This is a genomic window from Pseudomonas sp. AC239, from assembly GCF_979258545.1.
The window spans coordinates 3,217,976-3,235,241 of record NZ_OZ409864.1 but is presented as its reverse complement, the minus strand read 5'-3'; the positions used below and the strand labels follow the sequence as shown (position 1 = coordinate 3,235,241).

Sequence of the window (17,266 nt, the reverse complement as noted above, 5' to 3'; positions counted from 1 at the left end):
ATCCGAGCCAAAGCAAAACATTATTGCCATACGGGGATAATCCAAGTGTCGGAAAACCGCTGGGAAGGCATCGACGAGTTCGTTGCCGTCGCCGAATGCAACCAATTCACCGCCGCTGCCGAGCGTCTTGGGATCTCGTCCTCGCACATCAGTCGACAAATCGTACGACTCGAAGAGCGTTTGCAGACGCGCCTGCTCTATCGCAGCACCCGGCGGGTGACGCTGACCGAAGCCGGGCAGACGTTTTTGCAACATTGCCAACGTTTGCAGGATGGTCGCGAAGAAGCCTTGCGCGCGGTGGGCGATCTGTCCAGCGAACCGAAAGGCATGCTGCGCATGACCTGTGCGGTGGCCTATGGCGAACGGTTTATCGTGCCGCTGGTGACGCGGTTCATGGGACTGTACCCGCAGTTGCGCATTGATATAGAGCTGAGCAATCGCCAGCTGGATCTGGTGCATGAAGGGCTGGATCTGGCGATCCGTCTGGGACGGTTACAAGATTCGCGCTTGGTCGCGACACGTCTGGCGCCACGAAGAATGTATCTGTGCGCGTCGCCTTCCTACCTGGAACGGTATGGGCGCCCACACAGTTTGTCGGAATTGAGTCGGCACAATTGCCTGATTGGCAGTTCGGATATCTGGCAATTGGAACAGAACGGGGGGAGTTTTCCCAGCGAGTGCAAGGAAACTGGCGCTGCAACAGTGGGCAGGCGGTGCTGGATGCGGCGCTTCAGGGTGTCGGGTTGTGTCAGTTGCCGGATTATTACGTGCTCGAACATTTGCACAGTGGCGCGCTGATTTCCTTGCTGGAGGCGCATCAGCCGCCGAATACGGCGGTGTGGGCGCTGTATCCGCAGCAGCGGCATTTGTCGCCGAAGGTGCGCAAGTTGGTGGATTTTTTGAAGGTGGGATTGGCTGAAAGGCCGGAGTACAAGCTTTGAGTTATTGATTCCCCGTGCGACCGCTTTCGCGAGCAGGCTCGCTCCCACAGTGGACGTGCAGTGACTGCAAATCTGGTGTCAGGCGCAAATCAAATGTGGGAGCGAGCTTGCTCGCGAAGGCGGCGCAATGGACGCCACAGCAATCAGCGGCGGTTAGCCCACCGCTGGCGCAACCATTCCAGATCTTCCGGTCGGGTCACCTTGAGGTTATCCGCGCGCCCTTCGATCAGACGCGGCGCCAGACCGGCCCATTCCATCGCCGAAGCTTCATCGGTGATCACGACATCCGCAACCAGACTGTCGGCCAACGCCTGATGCAACGCGCCGAGGCGGAACATCTGCGGCGTGTAAGCCTGCCAGATCACGCTGCGATCCACGGTTTCGACCACACGCCCGTTCTTATCAACGCGTTTGAGCGTGTCGCGAGCGGGCACCGCCAACAGACCACCGACCGGGTCATCCGCCAGTTCGGCAAGCAACTTGTCGAGATCGTCGCGACTAAGATTCGGCCGGGCCGCATCGTGCACCAGCACCCAATCGTCATCGTCGGCACCTTGCGCATGCAGATGCAGCAAGGCATTGAGCACCGAAGCGGAACGCTCCGCGCCGCCATCAACCCGCTGAATGCGCGGATCGTTTACGCATGCCAGATTCGGCCAATAGGGATCATCGACAGCAAGACTGACCACCAGCCCCTTGAGGCTCGGGTGATCGAGGAAACAGCCGAGGCTGTGTTCGAGAATTGTGCGCCCGCCCAGTTGCAGATATTGCTTGGGACGGTCCGCGGCCATTCGGGCACCGACGCCCGCGGCAGGAATCACGGCCCAGAAGGCCGGCAGGGAATCGATCATTGGGCCAACTGGTAAAGGGTTTCGCCGTCCTTGACCATGCCCAGTTCGTGACGAGCCCGCTCTTCAACGGTCTCCATGCCTTTCTTCAGCTCGCTGACTTCAGCGTCCATCACCCGGTTGCGCTCCAGCAGGCCTTCGTTTTCGGCATGTTGCTCGGCGATCTGCTGTTTCAGCTCGGCGACCTGCGCCAGACTGCCATTGCCCACCCACAGGCGGTACTGCAGACCGGCCAGCAGCAAGAGCAAAACAAGAAACAACCAGTAAGGACTGCGCATCGAATATCAGGTATCCAGTGAAAAAAGACAGCCACGCATCATGTTGCAGCATCTGATAGCACGAAGCCTGGAAAGATCCAGGCTTGTGCTTAAGGCATCAGATTAGTGGCAAATCCATCGCTGTCACGACTTTTCCGACACAATCCGGTGTCCTTTGATCAGGTTGCGCTTAACCGCGGAACTCGGCGCGGCCGTTGTACTTGGCCTTGCCGTTCAACTGCTCTTCGATACGCAGCAGTTGGTTGTACTTGGAAACGCGGTCGGAGCGGCACAGCGAACCGGTCTTGATCTGGCCAGCCGAGGTGCCCACAGCCAGGTCGGCAATGGTCGAATCTTCGGTTTCGCCGGAGCGGTGCGAGATCACGGCAGTGTAGCCCGCAGCCTTGGCCATCTGGATGGCTTCCAGGGTTTCGGTCAGGGTGCCGATCTGGTTGAACTTGATCAGGATCGAGTTGGCGATCTTTTTATCGATACCTTCTTTCAGGATCTTGGTGTTGGTCACGAACAGGTCGTCGCCCACCAGCTGAGTCTTCTCGCCGATCTTGTCGGTGAGGACTTTCCAGCCAGCCCAGTCGGACTCGTCCAGACCGTCTTCGATGGAGATAATCGGGTAACGCTCGGTCAGGCCTTTGAGGTAGTCGGCGAAACCTTCAGCAGTGAACACCTGGCCTTCACCGGACAGGTTGTACTTGCCGTCTTCGTAGAACTCGCTCGCGGCGCAGTCCAGCGCCAGGGTCACGTCGGTGCCCAGCTTGTAACCGGCGTTGGCAACAGCCTCGGAGATCACTTTCAGCGCGTCTTCGTTGGACGCCAGGTTCGGTGCGAAACCGCCTTCGTCGCCAACGGCGGTGCTCAGGCCACGGGCCTTCAGCACGGCTTTCAGGTGATGGAAAATCTCGGTGCCCATGCGCAGACCTTCCGAGAAAGACTTGGCGCCAACTGGCTGGACCATGAATTCCTGGATGTCGACGTTGTTATCGGCGTGCTCGCCACCGTTGATGATGTTCATCATCGGTACCGGCATCGAGTACACGCCCGGGGTGCCGTTGAGGTTGGCGATGTGCGCGTAGAGTGGCAGGTCCTGATCCTGTGCAGCCGCCTTGGCCGCAGCCAGGGACACCGCGAGGATGGCGTTGGCGCCCAGGGTCGCTTTGTTTTCGGTACCGTCGAGCTTGATCATCGCCTGATCCAGCGCTTTCTGGTCGCTCGGGTCGGTGCCCAGCAGCAGATCGCGGATCGGACCGTTGATGTTGGCTACCGCCTTGAGCACGCCCTTGCCCAGGTAACGGCTCTTGTCGCCATCACGCAGCTCGAGCGCTTCACGCGAGCCAGTGGATGCACCGGACGGCGCGCAGGCGCTGCCGATGATGCCGTTGTCGAGAAGCACGTCCGCTTCCACGGTGGGATTGCCACGGGAGTCGAGAACTTCACGACCTTTGATGTCGACGATTTTTGCCATTGTTGTAAACACTCCAAAGTTGACGAAAACGACGCAGCTAGAGGAAATCTTTATCGTCGGCAAGCGAAGTACAGCGGGCAGACTTGCAGACGACAACGCTCACGCCCGAGGGCATGAGCGACAAATCGTGCGGTACTTTACCGGAGAATCGAGCGTTACGCGGTTTCTACCGTCGGAAAACTCTTCACCAGTTCGTCCAGAGCTTTGAGCTGGGCCAGGAATGGCTCCAGTTTGTCCAGACGCAAGGCGCAAGGGCCGTCGCATTTGGCGTTGTCCGGATCCGGATGCGCTTCGAGGAACAGACCCGCCAGCGACTGGCTCATGCCCGCCTTGGCCAGATCGGTGACCTGCGCGCGGCGACCGCCAGCGGAGTCGGAACGACCACCGGGCATTTGCAGCGAGTGGGTCACGTCGAAGAACACCGGGTATTCGAACTGCTTCATGATGCCGAAGCCGAGCATGTCGACCACGAGGTTGTTGTAGCCGAAGCTCGAACCGCGCTCGCAGAGGATCAGTTGATCGTTACCCGCTTCGACGCATTTGTTCAGGATGTGTTTCATTTCCTGAGGCGCGAGGAACTGGGCTTTCTTGATGTTGATCACGGCGTTGGTCTTGGCCATCGCCACGACCAGATCGGTCTGGCGCGACAGGAAGGCCGGCAGCTGAATGATGTCGCAGACTTCAGCGACGACCGCAGCCTGGTCCGGCTCGTGGACGTCGGTGATGATCGGCACGCCAAAGGCTTGCTTGATGTCCTGGAAGATGCGCATGCCCTCTTCCAGGCCAGGGCCGCGATACGAGGTCACAGAAGACCGGTTGGCCTTGTCGAAGCTGGCCTTGAACACGTATGGGATACCGAGTTTTTCGGTGACCTTCACGTACTCTTCGCAAACCTGCATGGCCATGTCACGGCTTTCCAGCACGTTCATGCCGCCGAACAGCACCATGGGTTTGTCGTTGGCAATCTCGATGTCGCCGACGCGGATGATCTTCTGTGCCATCGGGTTAAGCCTTCTTTTGATGTTGAGCCAACGCGGCTTTGACGAAACCGCTGAACAGCGGATGACCGTCGCGCGGGGTCGAGGTGAACTCTGGGTGGAACTGGCAGGCGACGAACCATGGATGATCCGGCGCTTCAACCACTTCTACCAGCGCAGCATCGGCGGAACGACCGGAGATTTTCAGGCCGGCTTCGATGATCTGCGGCAGCAGGTTGTTGTTCACTTCGTAACGGTGACGGTGACGCTCGACGATCACATCCTTGCCGTAGCAATCGTGCACTTTCGAGCCCGGCTCAAGCAGGCAATCCTGGGCGCCGAGGCGCATGGTGCCGCCCAGATCGGACGCTTCGGTACGCACTTCAACGGCGCCGGTGGCGTCTTCCCACTCGGTGATCAGGCCGACAACCGGGTGGCCGCTGGCACGATCGAACTCGGTGGAGTTGGCGTCTTTCCAGCCCAGAACGTTACGGGCGAATTCGATGACTGCCACTTGCATGCCCAGGCAGATACCGAGGTACGGAACCTTGTTTTCGCGAGCGTACTGAACGGCAGTGATCTTGCCTTCCACGCCACGCAGACCGAAGCCGCCCGGCACCAGAATCGCATCGACACCTTCGAGCAGCGCAGTGCCCTGGTTCTCGATGTCTTCGGAATCGATGTAGCGCAGGTTTACCTTGGTGCGGTTGCTTATGCCGGCATGGCTCATCGCTTCGATCAGCGACTTGTAGGCGTCGAGCAGTTCCATGTACTTGCCGACCATGGCGATGGTCACTTCGTGTTCCGGGTTCAGCTTGGCATCGACCACTGCGTCCCACTCGGACAGGTCGGCGCTGCCGCATTGCAGACCGAAACGCTCGACGACGAAATCGTCCAGACCCTGCGAGTGAAGGATGCCCGGGATCTTGTAGATGGTATCGGCGTCTTCGAGGGCGATCACCGCACGCTCTTCAACGTTGGTGAATTGCGCGATCTTGCGACGCGAGGACACGTCGATCGGGTGATCGGAACGGCACACCAGCACGTCTGGCTGCAGGCCGATCGAACGCAGTTCCTTGACGGAGTGCTGGGTCGGTTTGGTCTTGGTTTCGCCAGCGGTGGCGATGTACGGGACCAGCGTCAGGTGCATCAGCATTGCGCGCTTGGCGCCGACTTCGAATCGCAGCTGACGGATGGCTTCGAGGAACGGTTGCGACTCGATGTCACCGACGGTGCCACCGATCTCGACCATCGCCACGTCAGCGTCACCAGCACCCTTGATGATGCGGCGCTTGATTTCGTCGGTGATGTGCGGGATGACCTGGATGGTTGCACCCAGATAGTCGCCACGGCGCTCTTTGCGCAGCACGTGCTCGTAGACACGGCCGGTGGTGAAGTTGTTGTTCTGGGTCATGGTCGTGCGGATGAACCGCTCGTAGTGCCCCAGATCCAGGTCGGTCTCGGCGCCGTCGTGGGTGACGAACACTTCACCGTGCTGGAACGGACTCATGGTGCCTGGATCGACGTTGATGTACGGATCCAGCTTCAGCATGGTGACCTTAAGCCCCCGCGCCTCCAGGATAGCCGCCAATGAAGCCGAGGCAATGCCTTTCCCCAATGAAGAAACAACACCGCCCGTGACGAATATGTAGCGCGTCATGAAAAACCCTAGAAGTCTGCGTTAAAGCGGAACGAGCCGCCGGGGAAAGCGAAGGAAGGCCGAAGCCTCCGATCACCTGCATTAATCACAGTGCACCTTTCGAAAAAACCGCCGCGTTGTGACAGACCGGCAGATGAAACACCGGTACGTTGCTCGCTACACATTTTTTGGAATCGCCCAGCAAAGACTGCTTGGTAATCGGCAACTCCTGCAATTCAGGCGAATCCACAGAAGTTGTATCAAGAAGGGAGCGTAGTCTACCGGAATGCTCCTTTCAGCTCAAACCTTGATCTTCGTCTGTTGGCTGCCAATGCAATGTCCAGCCTTCGTCCATCTGTCCAGCAAGACCCGACAGGTTCGCCACCGCAAGCAATTGTTCGCCACGAAACAGCAGCGGCAATCTGCCACGCACGAAGGCCGGCACCGCGCGCTCGTTGAGCAGACGCTTGAGATCACGGCTGCCGCGCTCGGCCAGTTGCATGACCTCGCCGCCCTGCCGATAGGCAATACGCAACGGCCCGGTTGGAGCATGCCCGCGGATCATGACGCGTCCGTTATCGGGCAAACGCAGCGCTGAAGTCGGGGTCGGCCAGTCGGCGCCGATCACAGGCATGCGCAACCAATGGCCGCTGAGCCACCAGACGCGACCGGCGCTGCGGTGCAACTCGCCATCGGCCAGACGCCACATCGGTGAGGCGTCGGTGGTGGCATCGCGCAGGTTGATCCAACCCGACCAATGGTCAGCATCTGGCAGACGGGTCAATGGTTCGAGCCAGTGGCTGAGGGCATTGCGTTGACGGGCGTCAGACAACGCCGCCAAAGGCGCCAGCGCAAGCGATGGTACGCCCAGCCAAGCAAATTCATGGGTCGTTTCGGCTTCTGCGAGATCAATCTGTGCCAACTCATCGAGCAAGCCTTGCGCCTCACGCAGATGCGCAGCCGAGCGCGCCATGCTCGCCTGCGCTTGCGGCCAACGCTCGATCAGCACCGGCATGACTTGATGGCGCAGGTAGTTGCGCGAAAACTGCCGATCCTGATTCGACGGATCTTCGATCCAGCGCAACTGATGTGCCTGTGCATAACCTTCCAGCTCGGCGCGGCTGACGTCCAGCAACGGTCGGACCAGCGTGCCCTGCCCCACCGGACGCTGGCGCGGCATCGCGCCGAGCCCGCGGACACCGGCACCACGCAACAGCCGAAACAGCAGGGTTTCCGCTTGGTCGTCGCGGTGTTGGCCGGTCAGCAGCACGTCATTACTCTGCGTCAGCGAACTGAACACCGCGTAACGCGCATCCCGCGCCGCCCGCTCCAGGCTCGCCCCGCCCTTCACGGTGACCCGCTCTACTTGCAAGGGAATGGCCAGCGCATCGCAAACGGCCTGGCAGTGTTGCGGCCACGCATCGGCCGCAGCCTGAAGGCCGTGGTGGATATGAATGGCGCTAAGCGCAGGAAGAGATTCGGTGTTCGCCAGAGTGGCGAGCAGATGCAGGAGGACGGTGGAATCGAGGCCACCGGAGAAGGCGATGCGCCAGTGAGCGGCATTGCGCCAAGGCTCAAGGTTCAGCAGAAGACGGGATGGCAAATCAATCGAGCGTTCACCCATGTCTTTACCCTCGCCGGAAACCAAGTGTGGGAGCGAGCTTGCTCGCGAAAGCTGATTAACATTCAACAATTTCGTCGTCTGTTATAACGCCTTCGCGAGCAAGCTCGCTCCCACAGTGTCTTGCATCGTCAGCCAAATCGGCGCTCGATTAGAGACCGTAGCTCATCAGGCGATCGTAACGGCGCTTGAGCAGCGCTTCGTTATCGAACTGCTTGAGCATCGCCAGTTGCGAGCTCAGCTCGGCGCGGATCGAAGCGGCGGCAGCAGCCGGATCACGATGGGCGCCGCCCAGTGGCTCGCTGATCACTTTGTCGACGATACCCAGGCCTTTCAAACGCTCAGCGGTGATGCCCATTGCTTCAGCGGCATCCGGGGCCTTTTCTGCAGTTTTCCACAGAATCGAAGCGCAACCTTCCGGCGAGATCACCGCATACGTCGAATATTGCAGCATGTTCAGTTGATCGCAAACGCCGATGGCCAGTGCGCCGCCGGAACCACCTTCACCGATCACGGTGGCAATGATCGGGGTCTTCAGGCGCGCCATCACACGCAGGTTCCAGGCAATCGCTTCGCTCTGGTTGCGCTCTTCAGCGTCGATGCCAGGGTAGGCACCCGGGGTGTCGATGAAGGTCAGGATCGGCATCTTGAAGCGCTCGGCCATCTCCATCAGACGGCAGGCCTTGCGGTAGCCTTCCGGACGCGGCATGCCGAAGTTGCGGCGGACTTTCTCACGCACTTCACGGCCCTTCTGGTGACCGATGATCATCACCGGCTGGTCTTCCAGACGGGCGATACCGCCAACAATGGCAGCGTCATCGGAGAAATGACGGTCGCCGTGCAGTTCGTCGAACTCGGTGAAGATGTGCTCGATGTAATCGAGGGTGTACGGGCGTTTCGGGTGACGCGCCAGGCGTGCGATCTGCCAGCTGGTCAGCTTGCCGAAGATGTCTTCGGTCAGCGTCTTGCTCTTGTCCTGCAGGCGGGAGATCTCATCGCCGATATTCAGCGAATTGTCATTACCGACCAAGCGCAACTCTTCGATCTTGGCTTGCAGGTCGGCGATCGGCTGTTCGAAATCTAGAAAATTCGGGTTCATAGGCGTCCGTCTTGGGTCGTGTCCCAAGTGAGCTTGGGCCGGCCGGTTGTCTATTCGCGCCCTACCTTAAGGGAGAGGCGCGCTGAGGTCGAGATTAAAAAATTCAGGTTGCGGGCAAGCGCTATGATGGCACCTGCCGGTCAACGGTATTGGAGGAAGACGTTGTCACGCCCGAACTGGTCACGCAGGGCTTGAATCAACGCATCCGCCGGGTCGATCCGCCAGCTCTCGCCAAACTGCAGCAAGGTCTTCGCATCCGGGCTGGTGTACTCCATGGTCACCGGGCACGCGCCGCGATGACGCTTGAGCAGTTCGCCCAACCAGCGTAGCTGATCGCCTTTGAGATCCTGGGTGTGCAGCTTCAGGCGCAGGCTTTCGGCCAGATTGGTTCGCGCATCCTCCATGCTCATTACCCGCTTGACCCGCAGGCGCAGGCCGCCGGAGAAGTCGTCGTTGCTGACCTCGCCCTCGACCACCACCATGGCGTCAGTCTGCAGCAGCGACTGCGCCGAATGGAACGCATCGGCAAACAGCGACGCCTCGATCCGTCCGGAACGGTCGTCGAGGGTGATGAAACCCATCTTGTCGCCCTTCTTGTTCTTCATCACCCGCAGGGCAATGATCATCCCCGCTACGGTTTGCGTATCACGCGCCGGCTTCAGGTCGATGATGCGCTGGCGGGCGAAACGGCGGATCTCGCCCTCGTACTCGTCGATCGGGTGACCGGTCAGGTACAGGCCCAAGGTGTCTTTTTCACCCTTGAGACGCTCCTTGAGGGTCAGCTCCTTGGCCTTGCGATGGGACGCGTAAACATCGGCATCTTCTTCGACGAACAAGCCGCCAAACAGGTCGGCGTGGCCGGAGTCGTGGGTCCGCGCGGTCTGCTCGGCAGCCTTGATCGCTTCTTCCATCGCCGCCAGCAGCACGGCGCGGTTACGGTCGATGTTGGCCTGATAGGCCTTTTGTTCGTCGTGGAAATACGGGCCGAGGCGATCCAGCGCACCGCTGCGGATCAGACCGTCAAGGGTGCGCTTGTTGATGCGCTTGAGGTCGACCCGCGCGCAGAAGTCGAACAGATCCTTGAACGGGCCGGCCTGACGCGCTTCGGTGATCGCTTCCACCGGACCTTCACCGACGCCCTTGATCGCGCCGAGGCCGTAAACGATGCGGCCGTCGTCGTTCACCGTGAACTTGAACTCCGAAGTGTTCACGTCCGGCGCGTCGAGGCGCAGCTTCATCGTCCGCACTTCTTCGATCAAGGTCACGACCTTGTCGGTGTTGTGCATATCCGCCGAGAGTACCGCGGCCATGAACGGCGCCGGGTAGTGCGCTTTCAGCCAGGCGGTCTGGTACGACACCAGACCATAAGCGGCGGAGTGGGATTTGTTGAAGCCGTAACCGGCGAATTTTTCCACCAGGTCGAAAATGTTACCGGCAAGATCCGCGTCGATGCCGTTGGTCGCGCAACCCTCAATGAAACCGCCGCGCTGCTTGGCCATTTCTTCGGGCTTTTTCTTACCCATCGCTCGACGCAGCATGTCCGCACCGCCGAGGGTGTAACCGGCCATGACCTGGGCAATCTGCATCACCTGTTCCTGATACAGGATGATGCCGTAAGTCGGCGCCAGTACCGGCTTGAGGCCGTCGTACTGGTAATCCGAATGCGGATACGCCAGCTCGGCGCGTCCGTGCTTACGGTTGATGAAGTCGTCCACCATGCCCGATTGCAGCGGGCCCGGACGGAACAGGGCCACCAGTGCGATCAAGTCTTCCAGGCAGTCGGGCTTGAGCTTTTTGATCAGTTCTTTCATGCCGCGGGATTCAAGCTGGAACACCGCCGTGGTTTCAGCTTTTTGCAGCAACTGGTAGGTCGGTTTGTCGTCCAGCGGAATAAAAGCGATATCCAGCGGCGGCTCGTTGACCTTGGCGCGGTCGCGGTTGATGGTTTTCAGTGCCCAGTCGATGATCGTCAGCGTGCGCAGGCCGAGGAAGTCGAACTTCACCAGACCGGCCGCTTCAACGTCATCCTTGTCGAACTGGGTCACCAGACCGTCGCCGGCCTCGTCGCAGTAGATCGGCGAGAAGTCGGTCAGCTTGGTCGGTGCGATCACCACGCCACCGGCGTGTTTACCGACGTTACGCACCACGCCCTCGAGCTTGCGCGCCATCTCCCAGATTTCCGCCGCTTCTTCATCGACCTTGATGAAGTCACGCAGGATTTCTTCCTGCTCGTAGGCTTTTTCCAGGGTCATGCCGACTTCGAACGGAATCATCTTCGACAGACGATCCGCCAGGCCGTAGGACTTGCCCTGCACCCGCGCCACGTCACGGACCACAGCCTTGGCGGCCATGGAACCGAAGGTGATGATCTGGCTCACCGCGTTGCGCCCGTATTTCTCGGCCACGTAGTCGATCACGCGGTCACGGCCGTCCATGCAGAAGTCGACGTCGAAGTCGGGCATCGAGACCCGTTCCGGGTTGAGGAACCGTTCGAACAGCAGGTCATATTCCAGCGGGTCGAGGTCGGTGATCTTCTGTACGTAAGCCACCAGCGAACCGGCACCCGACCCACGGCCCGGACCTACCGGTACGCCGTTGTTCTTGGCCCACTGGATAAAGTCCATCACGATCAGGAAGTAACCGGGGAAGCCCATCTGGATGATGATATCCAGCTCGAAATTCAAGCGGTCGACGTAGACCTGGCGCTTGGCTTCGTAGTCTTCGGTGGTGTCTTTGGGCAGCAGCACTGCCAGGCGCTCTTCGAGACCTTCGAAAGACACCTTGCGGAAATATTCGTCGATGGTCATGCCATCAGGAATCGGGAAGTTGGGCAGGAAGTGCGTGCCCAGCTTCACTTCGATGTTGCAGCGCTTGGCGATCTCGACGGTGTTTTCGATGGCGTCGGGAATATCGCTGAACAGCTCGAGCATTTCCTCGGCGCTTTTCAGGTATTGCTGATCGCTGTAATTCTTCGAACGACGCGGATCATCGAGGGCGCGGCCTTCACCGATGCACACGCGGGTTTCGTGGGCGGCGAAGTCTTCCTGCTTGATGAAGCGCACATCGTTGGTCGCCACCAGCGGCGCGCCGAGCTTGTCGGCCAGGGCCACGGCGCCGTGCAGTTGCTCTTCATCGTTGGGGCGGTTGGTGCGCTGGATTTCCAGATAGAAACGATCCGGGAACACTGCCATCCACTCGCGCGCCAGCGCTTCGGCTTCCGCCGGGTTGCCGCCGATCATGGCCATGCCGATCTCGCCTTCTTTGGCGGCGGACAGCATGATCAAACCTTCGTTGGCCTCGGCCACCCACTCGCGCTCGACGATGACCATGCCGTTGCGCTGGCCTTCGATGAAGCCGCGCGAGATCAGTTCGGTGAGATTGCGATAACCCTGAGCGTTCATCACCAGCAGGCTGAGGCGGCTGAGCGGCGCATCCGGGTCCTTGTTCGCCAGCCACAGGTCGGCGCCGCAGATCGGCTTGATCCCGGCACCCATGGCGTTTTTGTAGAACTTGACCAGGGAACACATGTTGTTCTGATCGGTGACAGCGACCGCCGGCATGTTCATGGCGGTCAGCGCCTTGACCAGCGGCTTGATCCGCACCAGCCCGTCGACCAGGGAGTATTCAGTGTGCAGGCGTAGATGAACGAATGAAGCCGGCATAGTGATCCTGTCCAGTTACGTAGAGACAACGAGGCCCGGATTGTACCGGGCCTTGGTTAAAACATCAGCCTTGGGCCTAAACCTGCGTCAGGCTTTCCCGCGCCTCGTAAGCCAGGCGTACCGGGGCGAACGAGCGGCGGTGAATCGGCGTCGGGCCGAGCCGCGCCAGTGCTTCCAGATGAACGGGCGTCGGGTAGCCTTTGTGGCCGCCGATGCCGTAGCCCGGGTAGATCAATTCGAATGCCGCCATCTCGCGGTCACGGCTGACCTTGGCCAGAATCGACGCCGCAGCGATCGCCGGTACCTTGCCGTCACCTTGAATCACCGCCTCGGCGCGCATCGGCAAATGCGGGCAGCGGTTGCCGTCGATCATCGCCAGCTTCGGCTGAATGTGCAGACCGGCGACCGCGCGCTGCATGGCCAGCATGGTCGCGTGGAGGATATTCAGATCGTCGATTTCTTCCACTTCGGCGCGGGCGATGCACCAGCTCAGCGCCTTTTCGCAGATCTCGTCATAAAGCTTTTCGCGCTTGGCTTCAGTGAGTTTCTTCGAATCATCGAGACCGAGGATCGGCCGGTTCGGATCAAGGATCACCGCCGCCGTTACCACCGCGCCGCACAACGGGCCACGACCGACTTCATCGACACCGGCGACCAGTTCTTCGACTTCGGCGACCAGCGTGAAATCCAGGCCCATCTGCATGGTTGTCTTGCTCATTGTGGTTTGCCGATCAGGTCAAGGACCGCTTGCGCCGCCTGATTGGAAGCATCGCGCCGCAGCGTGCGGTGGATCTCGTCAAAGCCGCGGGTCTGTTCCTCACCGCCTTCGATCAATGGCGACAGGGTCTGCGCCAACGCGTCGACAGTCGCATCATCCTGCAACAACTCTGGCACCAGCAAGCGCTGGGCGAGCAAGTTGGGCAGCGACACGTAAGGGCTCTTGACCATACGTTTGAGAATCCAGAATGTCAGCGGCGCTAACCGATACGCCACTACCATTGGCCGCTTGTACAGCAGCGCTTCAAGGGTAGCAGTGCCGGAGGCGATCAACACGGCGTCACACGCGGCGAGGGCCAGATGAGACTGACCATCGAGCAATGTCACCGGCAGATCGCGGCCGACCAGTAGCGTTTCGAGTTGCACGCGACGTTCAGGATTGGCACAGGGAATCACAAAGCGTACGCCCGGACGCATGCCGCGCAGGCGTTCGGCAGTATCAAGGAACAGCGCGCCGAGACGACTGACCTCACCGCCACGGCTGCCCGGCATCAGCGCCACCAATGGTCCGTCAGGCAAACCCAGCTCGGCGCGCGCGGCAGCTCGGTCAGCCTCGAGCGGAATCGTATCGGCCAAAGTGTGACCAACGAAACGCACCGGCACGCCCTTCTCTTCGTAGAACTTCGCTTCGAACGGCAACAGGGTCAGCATCAGATCACAGCCTTCGCGGATCTTCAGCACGCGCTTTTGCCGCCACGCCCACACCGACGGGCTGACGTAATGCACGGTCTTGATCCCGGCCTGACGCAGCTTGAGTTCGATATTGAGGTTGAAATCCGGCGCATCGATGCCGATGAACACGTCCGGCTTCGCGGCGATCAGCGTGGCAATCAAGTCCTTGCGGCGCTTGAGCAACTCACGCAGGCGACCGAGAACCTCGACCAGGCCCATGACCGACAGGCGCTCCATGGGAAAGTACGAAGTCAGGCCTTCGGCCTGCATCAGCGGACCGCCGACGCCGATGAACTCGACCGCCGGGTGCTGTGCCTTGAGTGCGCGCATGAGGCCAGCGCCGAGAATGTCACCGGAAGCCTCACCCGCCACCAGCGCAATACGCAGACTGGCCATGATCAGCGGGTGATGCCGCGAGTCGACGCCTGGATCGAATCGCGGAACACGGCGACTTCGGGGAACTGCGCAGACGGCTCGGCCAGTTCGGCCAGCGCCTGCTCGACCGTCAGGCCTTGGCGGTAGACTGTCTTGTAGGCACGGCGCAAGGCGTGGATCGCGTCTTCGCTGAAACCGCGACGGCGCATGCCTTCGAAGTTCATGCTGCGCGCTTCGGCCGGGTTGCCGAATACGGTGACGAACGCCGGAACGTCCTTGCCGATCGCCGTGCCCATGCCCGAAAAGCTGTGCGCGCCGATGTGGCAGTACTGATGCACCAGGGTAAAACCGGAGAGGATTGCCCAGTCGTCAACGTGTACATGCCCGGCCAACGCAGTGTTGTTGACCAGAATGCAGTGGTTGCCGATGACGCTGTCATGGCCGATGTGGGCATAGGCCATGATCAGGTTGTGATCACCCAGGGTGGTTTCCGAACGGTCCTGCACGGTGCCACGGTGGATGGTCACGCCTTCGCGGATGACGTTGTGGTCACCGATCACCAGGCGAGTTTCCTCACCTTTGTATTTCAGATCCGGGGTGTCTTCGCCTACCGAGGAAAACTGGTAGATGCGATTGTGCTTACCAATGCGGGTCGGCCCCTTGAGGATCACGTGCGGCCCGATCACGGTACCCTCGCCGATTTCCACACCTGCGCCGATGATCGACCACGGGCCGACCTCGACGCCGTCAGCCAGAATGGCGGACGGATCGATGATTGCACGAGGGTCAATCAAACTCATACTTTCTGTTCCGCACAGATGATTTCTGCCGAGCAGACCGGCTTGCCGTCCACCGAAGCCTGGCACTCGAACTTCCAAATCTTGCGCTTGCAGCTGATGAAGGTCGCTTCAAGGATCAACTGGTCGCCCGGCTTGACTGGCTGGCGGAAGCGCAGCTTGTCGGAACCGACGAAGTAATACAGGGTGCCGTCAGCCGGTTTGACGTCGAGCATCTTGAAACCGAGGATCCCGGCAGCCTGAGCCATCGCTTCGATGATCAGCACGCCCGGCATGATTGGATGCGCAGGGAAGTGACCATTGAAGAACGGTTCATTGATGCTGACATTCTTGTAGGCGCGAATTCGCTTGCCTTCAGTGTCCAGTTCCACCACCCGGTCCACCAGCAGGAACGGGTAACGGTGAGGCAGGTATTCGCGAATCTCGTTGATGTCCATCATTCAGGGGAAAGCCTATGTAAAGATTGGGAGCGCGACTGACGCGCACTCCTCTAGCAAATCAAGGAGTCAGTCTAGAGGCTGTGCACACTTGATATGGAAATGGTATCAGCCATCAGATGAAGCATTGCCGTCAGGGGTCACTTCCCCTACGCGCTTTTCCAGCTGTTTCAACCGCCGCGCGATGTCATCGAGCTGACGGATACGGGCCGCGCTTTTGCGCCATTCGGCCGCCGGTTGCATGGCTGTGCCGGAAGAATAGGCGCCCGGCTCGGTAATCGAGTGGGTCACCATGGTCATTCCGGTGAGGAAAACGTTGTCGCAGATATCAATGTGGCCGACCAGACCGACACCGCCGGCGAGCATGCAGTGCTTGCCGATTTTGGTGCTGCCGGAAATGCCGACACACGCAGCCATGGCGGTGTGATCACCGACCTGGACGTTGTGTGCGATCTGAATCTGGTTGTCGAGCTTCACGCCGTTGCCAATCACGGTATCGGCCAGGGCGCCGCGGTCGATGGCGGTGTTTACGCCAATCTCGACATCGTCGCCGATGGTGACGCCACCGATCTGGGCGATTTTCTGCCATACGCCTTTTTCGTTGGCGAAGCCGAAGCCCTCACCGCCGATCACTGCGCCGGACTGAATAACCACACGCTTGCCGATGCGCACATCGTGATACAGCGTCACGCGCGGAGCCAGCCAGCCGCCTTCACCGATCTCGCTGCGGGCGCCGACCACGCAATGCGCGCCCAGCGTCACCTGTGCAGCAACGCGCGCGCCGGCTTCGATCACCACGAACGGGCCGATGCTTGCACTCGGATCAACCACCGCATCTGCCGCGATCACCGCTGTCGGATGAATACCCGTAGCAGCCTTCGGCTTTGGATCGAACAGGTGCGAAATACGCGCGTAGGCCAGATAAGGGTCTGGCACCACCAGTGCGTTACCGGAAAAACCTTCGGCATCAGCCTCTTTGAGCAGCAACGCTGCCGCCTGCGAACCGGCCAGGTATTTTCGGTATTGGGGATTTGCCAGAAAGCTCAACTGAGCTGGGCCAGCCTCTTGCAAAGTGGCTAGCCCAGTAATTTGCCTCTCGGGGTCGCCACGCAGGGTGGCGCCGAGGTGCTCGGCCAACTGGCCGAGCCTGATAGTCACGGTCATGGGTTACTTCAGCTGATTCATGCGCTCGATAACCTGGCGCGTGATGTCGTACTGAGGTTTGACATCGATGACTGCGCCACGCTCGAACACCAGGTCAAAACCACCCTTCTTGATGACTTCTTCCACAGCGCTGTCCAGCTTCGGCTTCAGCTGCTTGAGCATTTCACGGTCAGCCACGGCCTTGGCTTCGTTCAGTTCCTTGGACTGGAACTGGAAGTCACGGGCCTTTTGCTTGAATTCCAGCTCCAGACGCTCACGCTCGCCCTGCTGCATCTTGTCGCCACCGGCCATCAGACGGTCCTGAATGCCTTTGGCGCTGCTTTCCAGGGTTTTCAGCTTGGTCAGTTGCGGGCCGAACTTCTTCTCGGCATCCACCGCGTACTTCTTGGCCGCGTCGGATTCCAACAGTGCCATCTGATAGTTCAGCACGGCAATTTTCATGTCGGCGAACGCCGGGCCCGCCACCAGTACGGAGGCCAGGAGAACCAATTGAGTCAACTTACGCACGATGCACTCCTAC

General features: G+C 60.0%; 14 protein-coding genes and 1 pseudogene. 1 reads left to right on the top strand and 14 read right to left on the bottom strand.

Translation table 11 applies throughout. The annotated features are described in order from the left end of the window. The first annotated feature begins 45 nt into the window (after window positions 1-45). Window positions 46-941 (top strand): annotated as a pseudogene (locus tag ACZ0AZ_RS14520) (LysR family transcriptional regulator). A gap of 143 nt (window positions 942-1,084) precedes the next feature. Here ACZ0AZ_RS14520 and ispD read toward each other — a convergent pair. From ispD to ACZ0AZ_RS14450, 14 genes are all read right to left on the bottom strand, one after another. Continuing rightward, entirely contained in the window at window positions 1,085-1,792 is a 708-nt protein-coding gene (ispD, locus tag ACZ0AZ_RS14515; RefSeq protein ID WP_463537605.1) for a 2-C-methyl-D-erythritol 4-phosphate cytidylyltransferase, read from the bottom strand. After that, window positions 1,789-2,067 (bottom strand): cell division protein FtsB, encoded by a 279-nt coding sequence (gene ftsB, locus ACZ0AZ_RS14510; protein WP_016771460.1) that lies wholly within the window; start codon window positions 2,065-2,067, stop codon window positions 1,789-1,791. Before ftsB ends, ispD begins: the two co-directional genes overlap by 4 nt. Window positions 2,068-2,236: 169 nt before the next feature. Continuing rightward, window positions 2,237-3,526 carry a phosphopyruvate hydratase gene (gene eno, locus ACZ0AZ_RS14505; RefSeq protein WP_039762481.1) on the bottom strand — a complete coding sequence of 430 codons (1,290 nt, stop codon included), beginning with the start codon at window positions 3,524-3,526 and terminating at the stop codon, window positions 2,237-2,239. A 155-nt stretch (window positions 3,527-3,681) separates the two neighbouring features. Continuing rightward, on the bottom strand, window positions 3,682-4,527 hold the full coding sequence (kdsA, locus tag ACZ0AZ_RS14500; protein ID WP_007954807.1) for a 3-deoxy-8-phosphooctulonate synthase: 846 nt from the start codon (window positions 4,525-4,527) through the stop codon (window positions 3,682-3,684). Window positions 4,528-4,531: 4 nt separating this feature from the next. Continuing rightward, window positions 4,532-6,163: a CTP synthase gene (locus ACZ0AZ_RS14495; RefSeq protein WP_016771462.1), complete on the bottom strand. Its 1,632-nt coding sequence runs from the start codon at window positions 6,161-6,163 to the stop codon at window positions 4,532-4,534. A 274-nt stretch (window positions 6,164-6,437) separates the two neighbouring features. Next, entirely contained in the window at window positions 6,438-7,766 is a 1,329-nt protein-coding gene (gene tilS / locus ACZ0AZ_RS14490; RefSeq protein WP_463537604.1) for a tRNA lysidine(34) synthetase TilS, read from the bottom strand. Window positions 7,767-7,914: 148 nt separating this feature from the next. Beyond that, a complete protein-coding gene (locus tag ACZ0AZ_RS14485) occupies window positions 7,915-8,862 on the bottom strand; it encodes an acetyl-CoA carboxylase carboxyltransferase subunit alpha (protein ID WP_016771465.1) in 948 nt (315 codons plus the stop codon). 140 nt (window positions 8,863-9,002) lie between these two features. Continuing rightward, window positions 9,003-12,524 (bottom strand): DNA polymerase III subunit alpha, encoded by a 3,522-nt coding sequence (dnaE, locus tag ACZ0AZ_RS14480; protein ID WP_039762478.1) that lies wholly within the window; start codon window positions 12,522-12,524, stop codon window positions 9,003-9,005. A 76-nt stretch (window positions 12,525-12,600) separates the two neighbouring features. Continuing rightward, on the bottom strand, window positions 12,601-13,227 hold the full coding sequence (gene rnhB / locus ACZ0AZ_RS14475) for a ribonuclease HII (RefSeq protein ID WP_016771466.1): 627 nt from the start codon (window positions 13,225-13,227) through the stop codon (window positions 12,601-12,603). An 11-nt stretch (window positions 13,228-13,238) separates the two neighbouring features. Next, complete coding sequence (gene lpxB / locus ACZ0AZ_RS14470; protein ID WP_463537603.1) at window positions 13,239-14,369, bottom strand: lipid-A-disaccharide synthase; 1,131 nt, start codon at window positions 14,367-14,369, stop codon at window positions 13,239-13,241. A 2-nt stretch (window positions 14,370-14,371) separates the two neighbouring features. Then, window positions 14,372-15,148 carry an acyl-ACP--UDP-N-acetylglucosamine O-acyltransferase gene (lpxA, locus tag ACZ0AZ_RS14465; protein ID WP_039762472.1) on the bottom strand — a complete coding sequence of 259 codons (777 nt, stop codon included), beginning with the start codon at window positions 15,146-15,148 and terminating at the stop codon, window positions 14,372-14,374. Continuing rightward, entirely contained in the window at window positions 15,145-15,585 is a 441-nt protein-coding gene (gene fabZ / locus ACZ0AZ_RS14460; protein WP_016771469.1) for a 3-hydroxyacyl-ACP dehydratase FabZ, read from the bottom strand. Before fabZ ends, lpxA begins: the two co-directional genes overlap by 4 nt. Before the next feature lie 105 nt (window positions 15,586-15,690). Further along, a complete protein-coding gene (lpxD, locus tag ACZ0AZ_RS14455; RefSeq protein WP_039762470.1) occupies window positions 15,691-16,746 on the bottom strand; it encodes a UDP-3-O-(3-hydroxymyristoyl)glucosamine N-acyltransferase in 1,056 nt (351 codons plus the stop codon). Between the two features lie 3 nt (window positions 16,747-16,749). Beyond that, window positions 16,750-17,253, bottom strand: a complete 504-nt coding sequence (locus tag ACZ0AZ_RS14450; protein WP_003222140.1) for an OmpH/Skp family outer membrane protein — start codon at window positions 17,251-17,253, stop codon at window positions 16,750-16,752. Window positions 17,254-17,266 lie beyond the last annotated feature (13 nt).

Bases quoted from the DNA above. Each gene is read 5' to 3' on its own strand.
- kdsA (WP_007954807.1), bottom strand. From the start codon at position 4,527: ATGGCACAGAAGATCATCCGCGTCGGCGACATCGAGATTGCCAACGAC.
- ispD (WP_463537605.1), bottom strand. From the start codon at position 1,792: ATGATCGATTCCCTGCCGGCCTTCTGGGCCGTGATTCCTGCCGCGGGC.
- fabZ (WP_016771469.1), bottom strand. From the start codon at position 15,585: ATGATGGACATCAACGAGATTCGCGAATACCTGCCTCACCGTTACCCG.
- ACZ0AZ_RS14495 (WP_016771462.1), bottom strand. From the start codon at position 6,163: ATGACGCGCTACATATTCGTCACGGGCGGTGTTGTTTCTTCATTGGGG.
- dnaE (WP_039762478.1), bottom strand. From the start codon at position 12,524: ATGCCGGCTTCATTCGTTCATCTACGCCTGCACACTGAATACTCCCTG.
- eno (WP_039762481.1), bottom strand. From the start codon at position 3,526: ATGGCAAAAATCGTCGACATCAAAGGTCGTGAAGTTCTCGACTCCCGT.
- ftsB (WP_016771460.1), bottom strand. From the start codon at position 2,067: ATGCGCAGTCCTTACTGGTTGTTTCTTGTTTTGCTCTTGCTGCTGGCC.
- tilS (WP_463537604.1), bottom strand. From the start codon at position 7,766: ATGGGTGAACGCTCGATTGATTTGCCATCCCGTCTTCTGCTGAACCTT.
- lpxB (WP_463537603.1), bottom strand. From the start codon at position 14,369: ATGGCCAGTCTGCGTATTGCGCTGGTGGCGGGTGAGGCTTCCGGTGAC.
- rnhB (WP_016771466.1), bottom strand. From the start codon at position 13,227: ATGCAGATGGGCCTGGATTTCACGCTGGTCGCCGAAGTCGAAGAACTG.
- ACZ0AZ_RS14485 (WP_016771465.1), bottom strand. From the start codon at position 8,862: ATGAACCCGAATTTTCTAGATTTCGAACAGCCGATCGCCGACCTGCAA.
- lpxD (WP_039762470.1), bottom strand. From the start codon at position 16,746: ATGACCGTGACTATCAGGCTCGGCCAGTTGGCCGAGCACCTCGGCGCC.
- lpxA (WP_039762472.1), bottom strand. From the start codon at position 15,148: ATGAGTTTGATTGACCCTCGTGCAATCATCGATCCGTCCGCCATTCTG.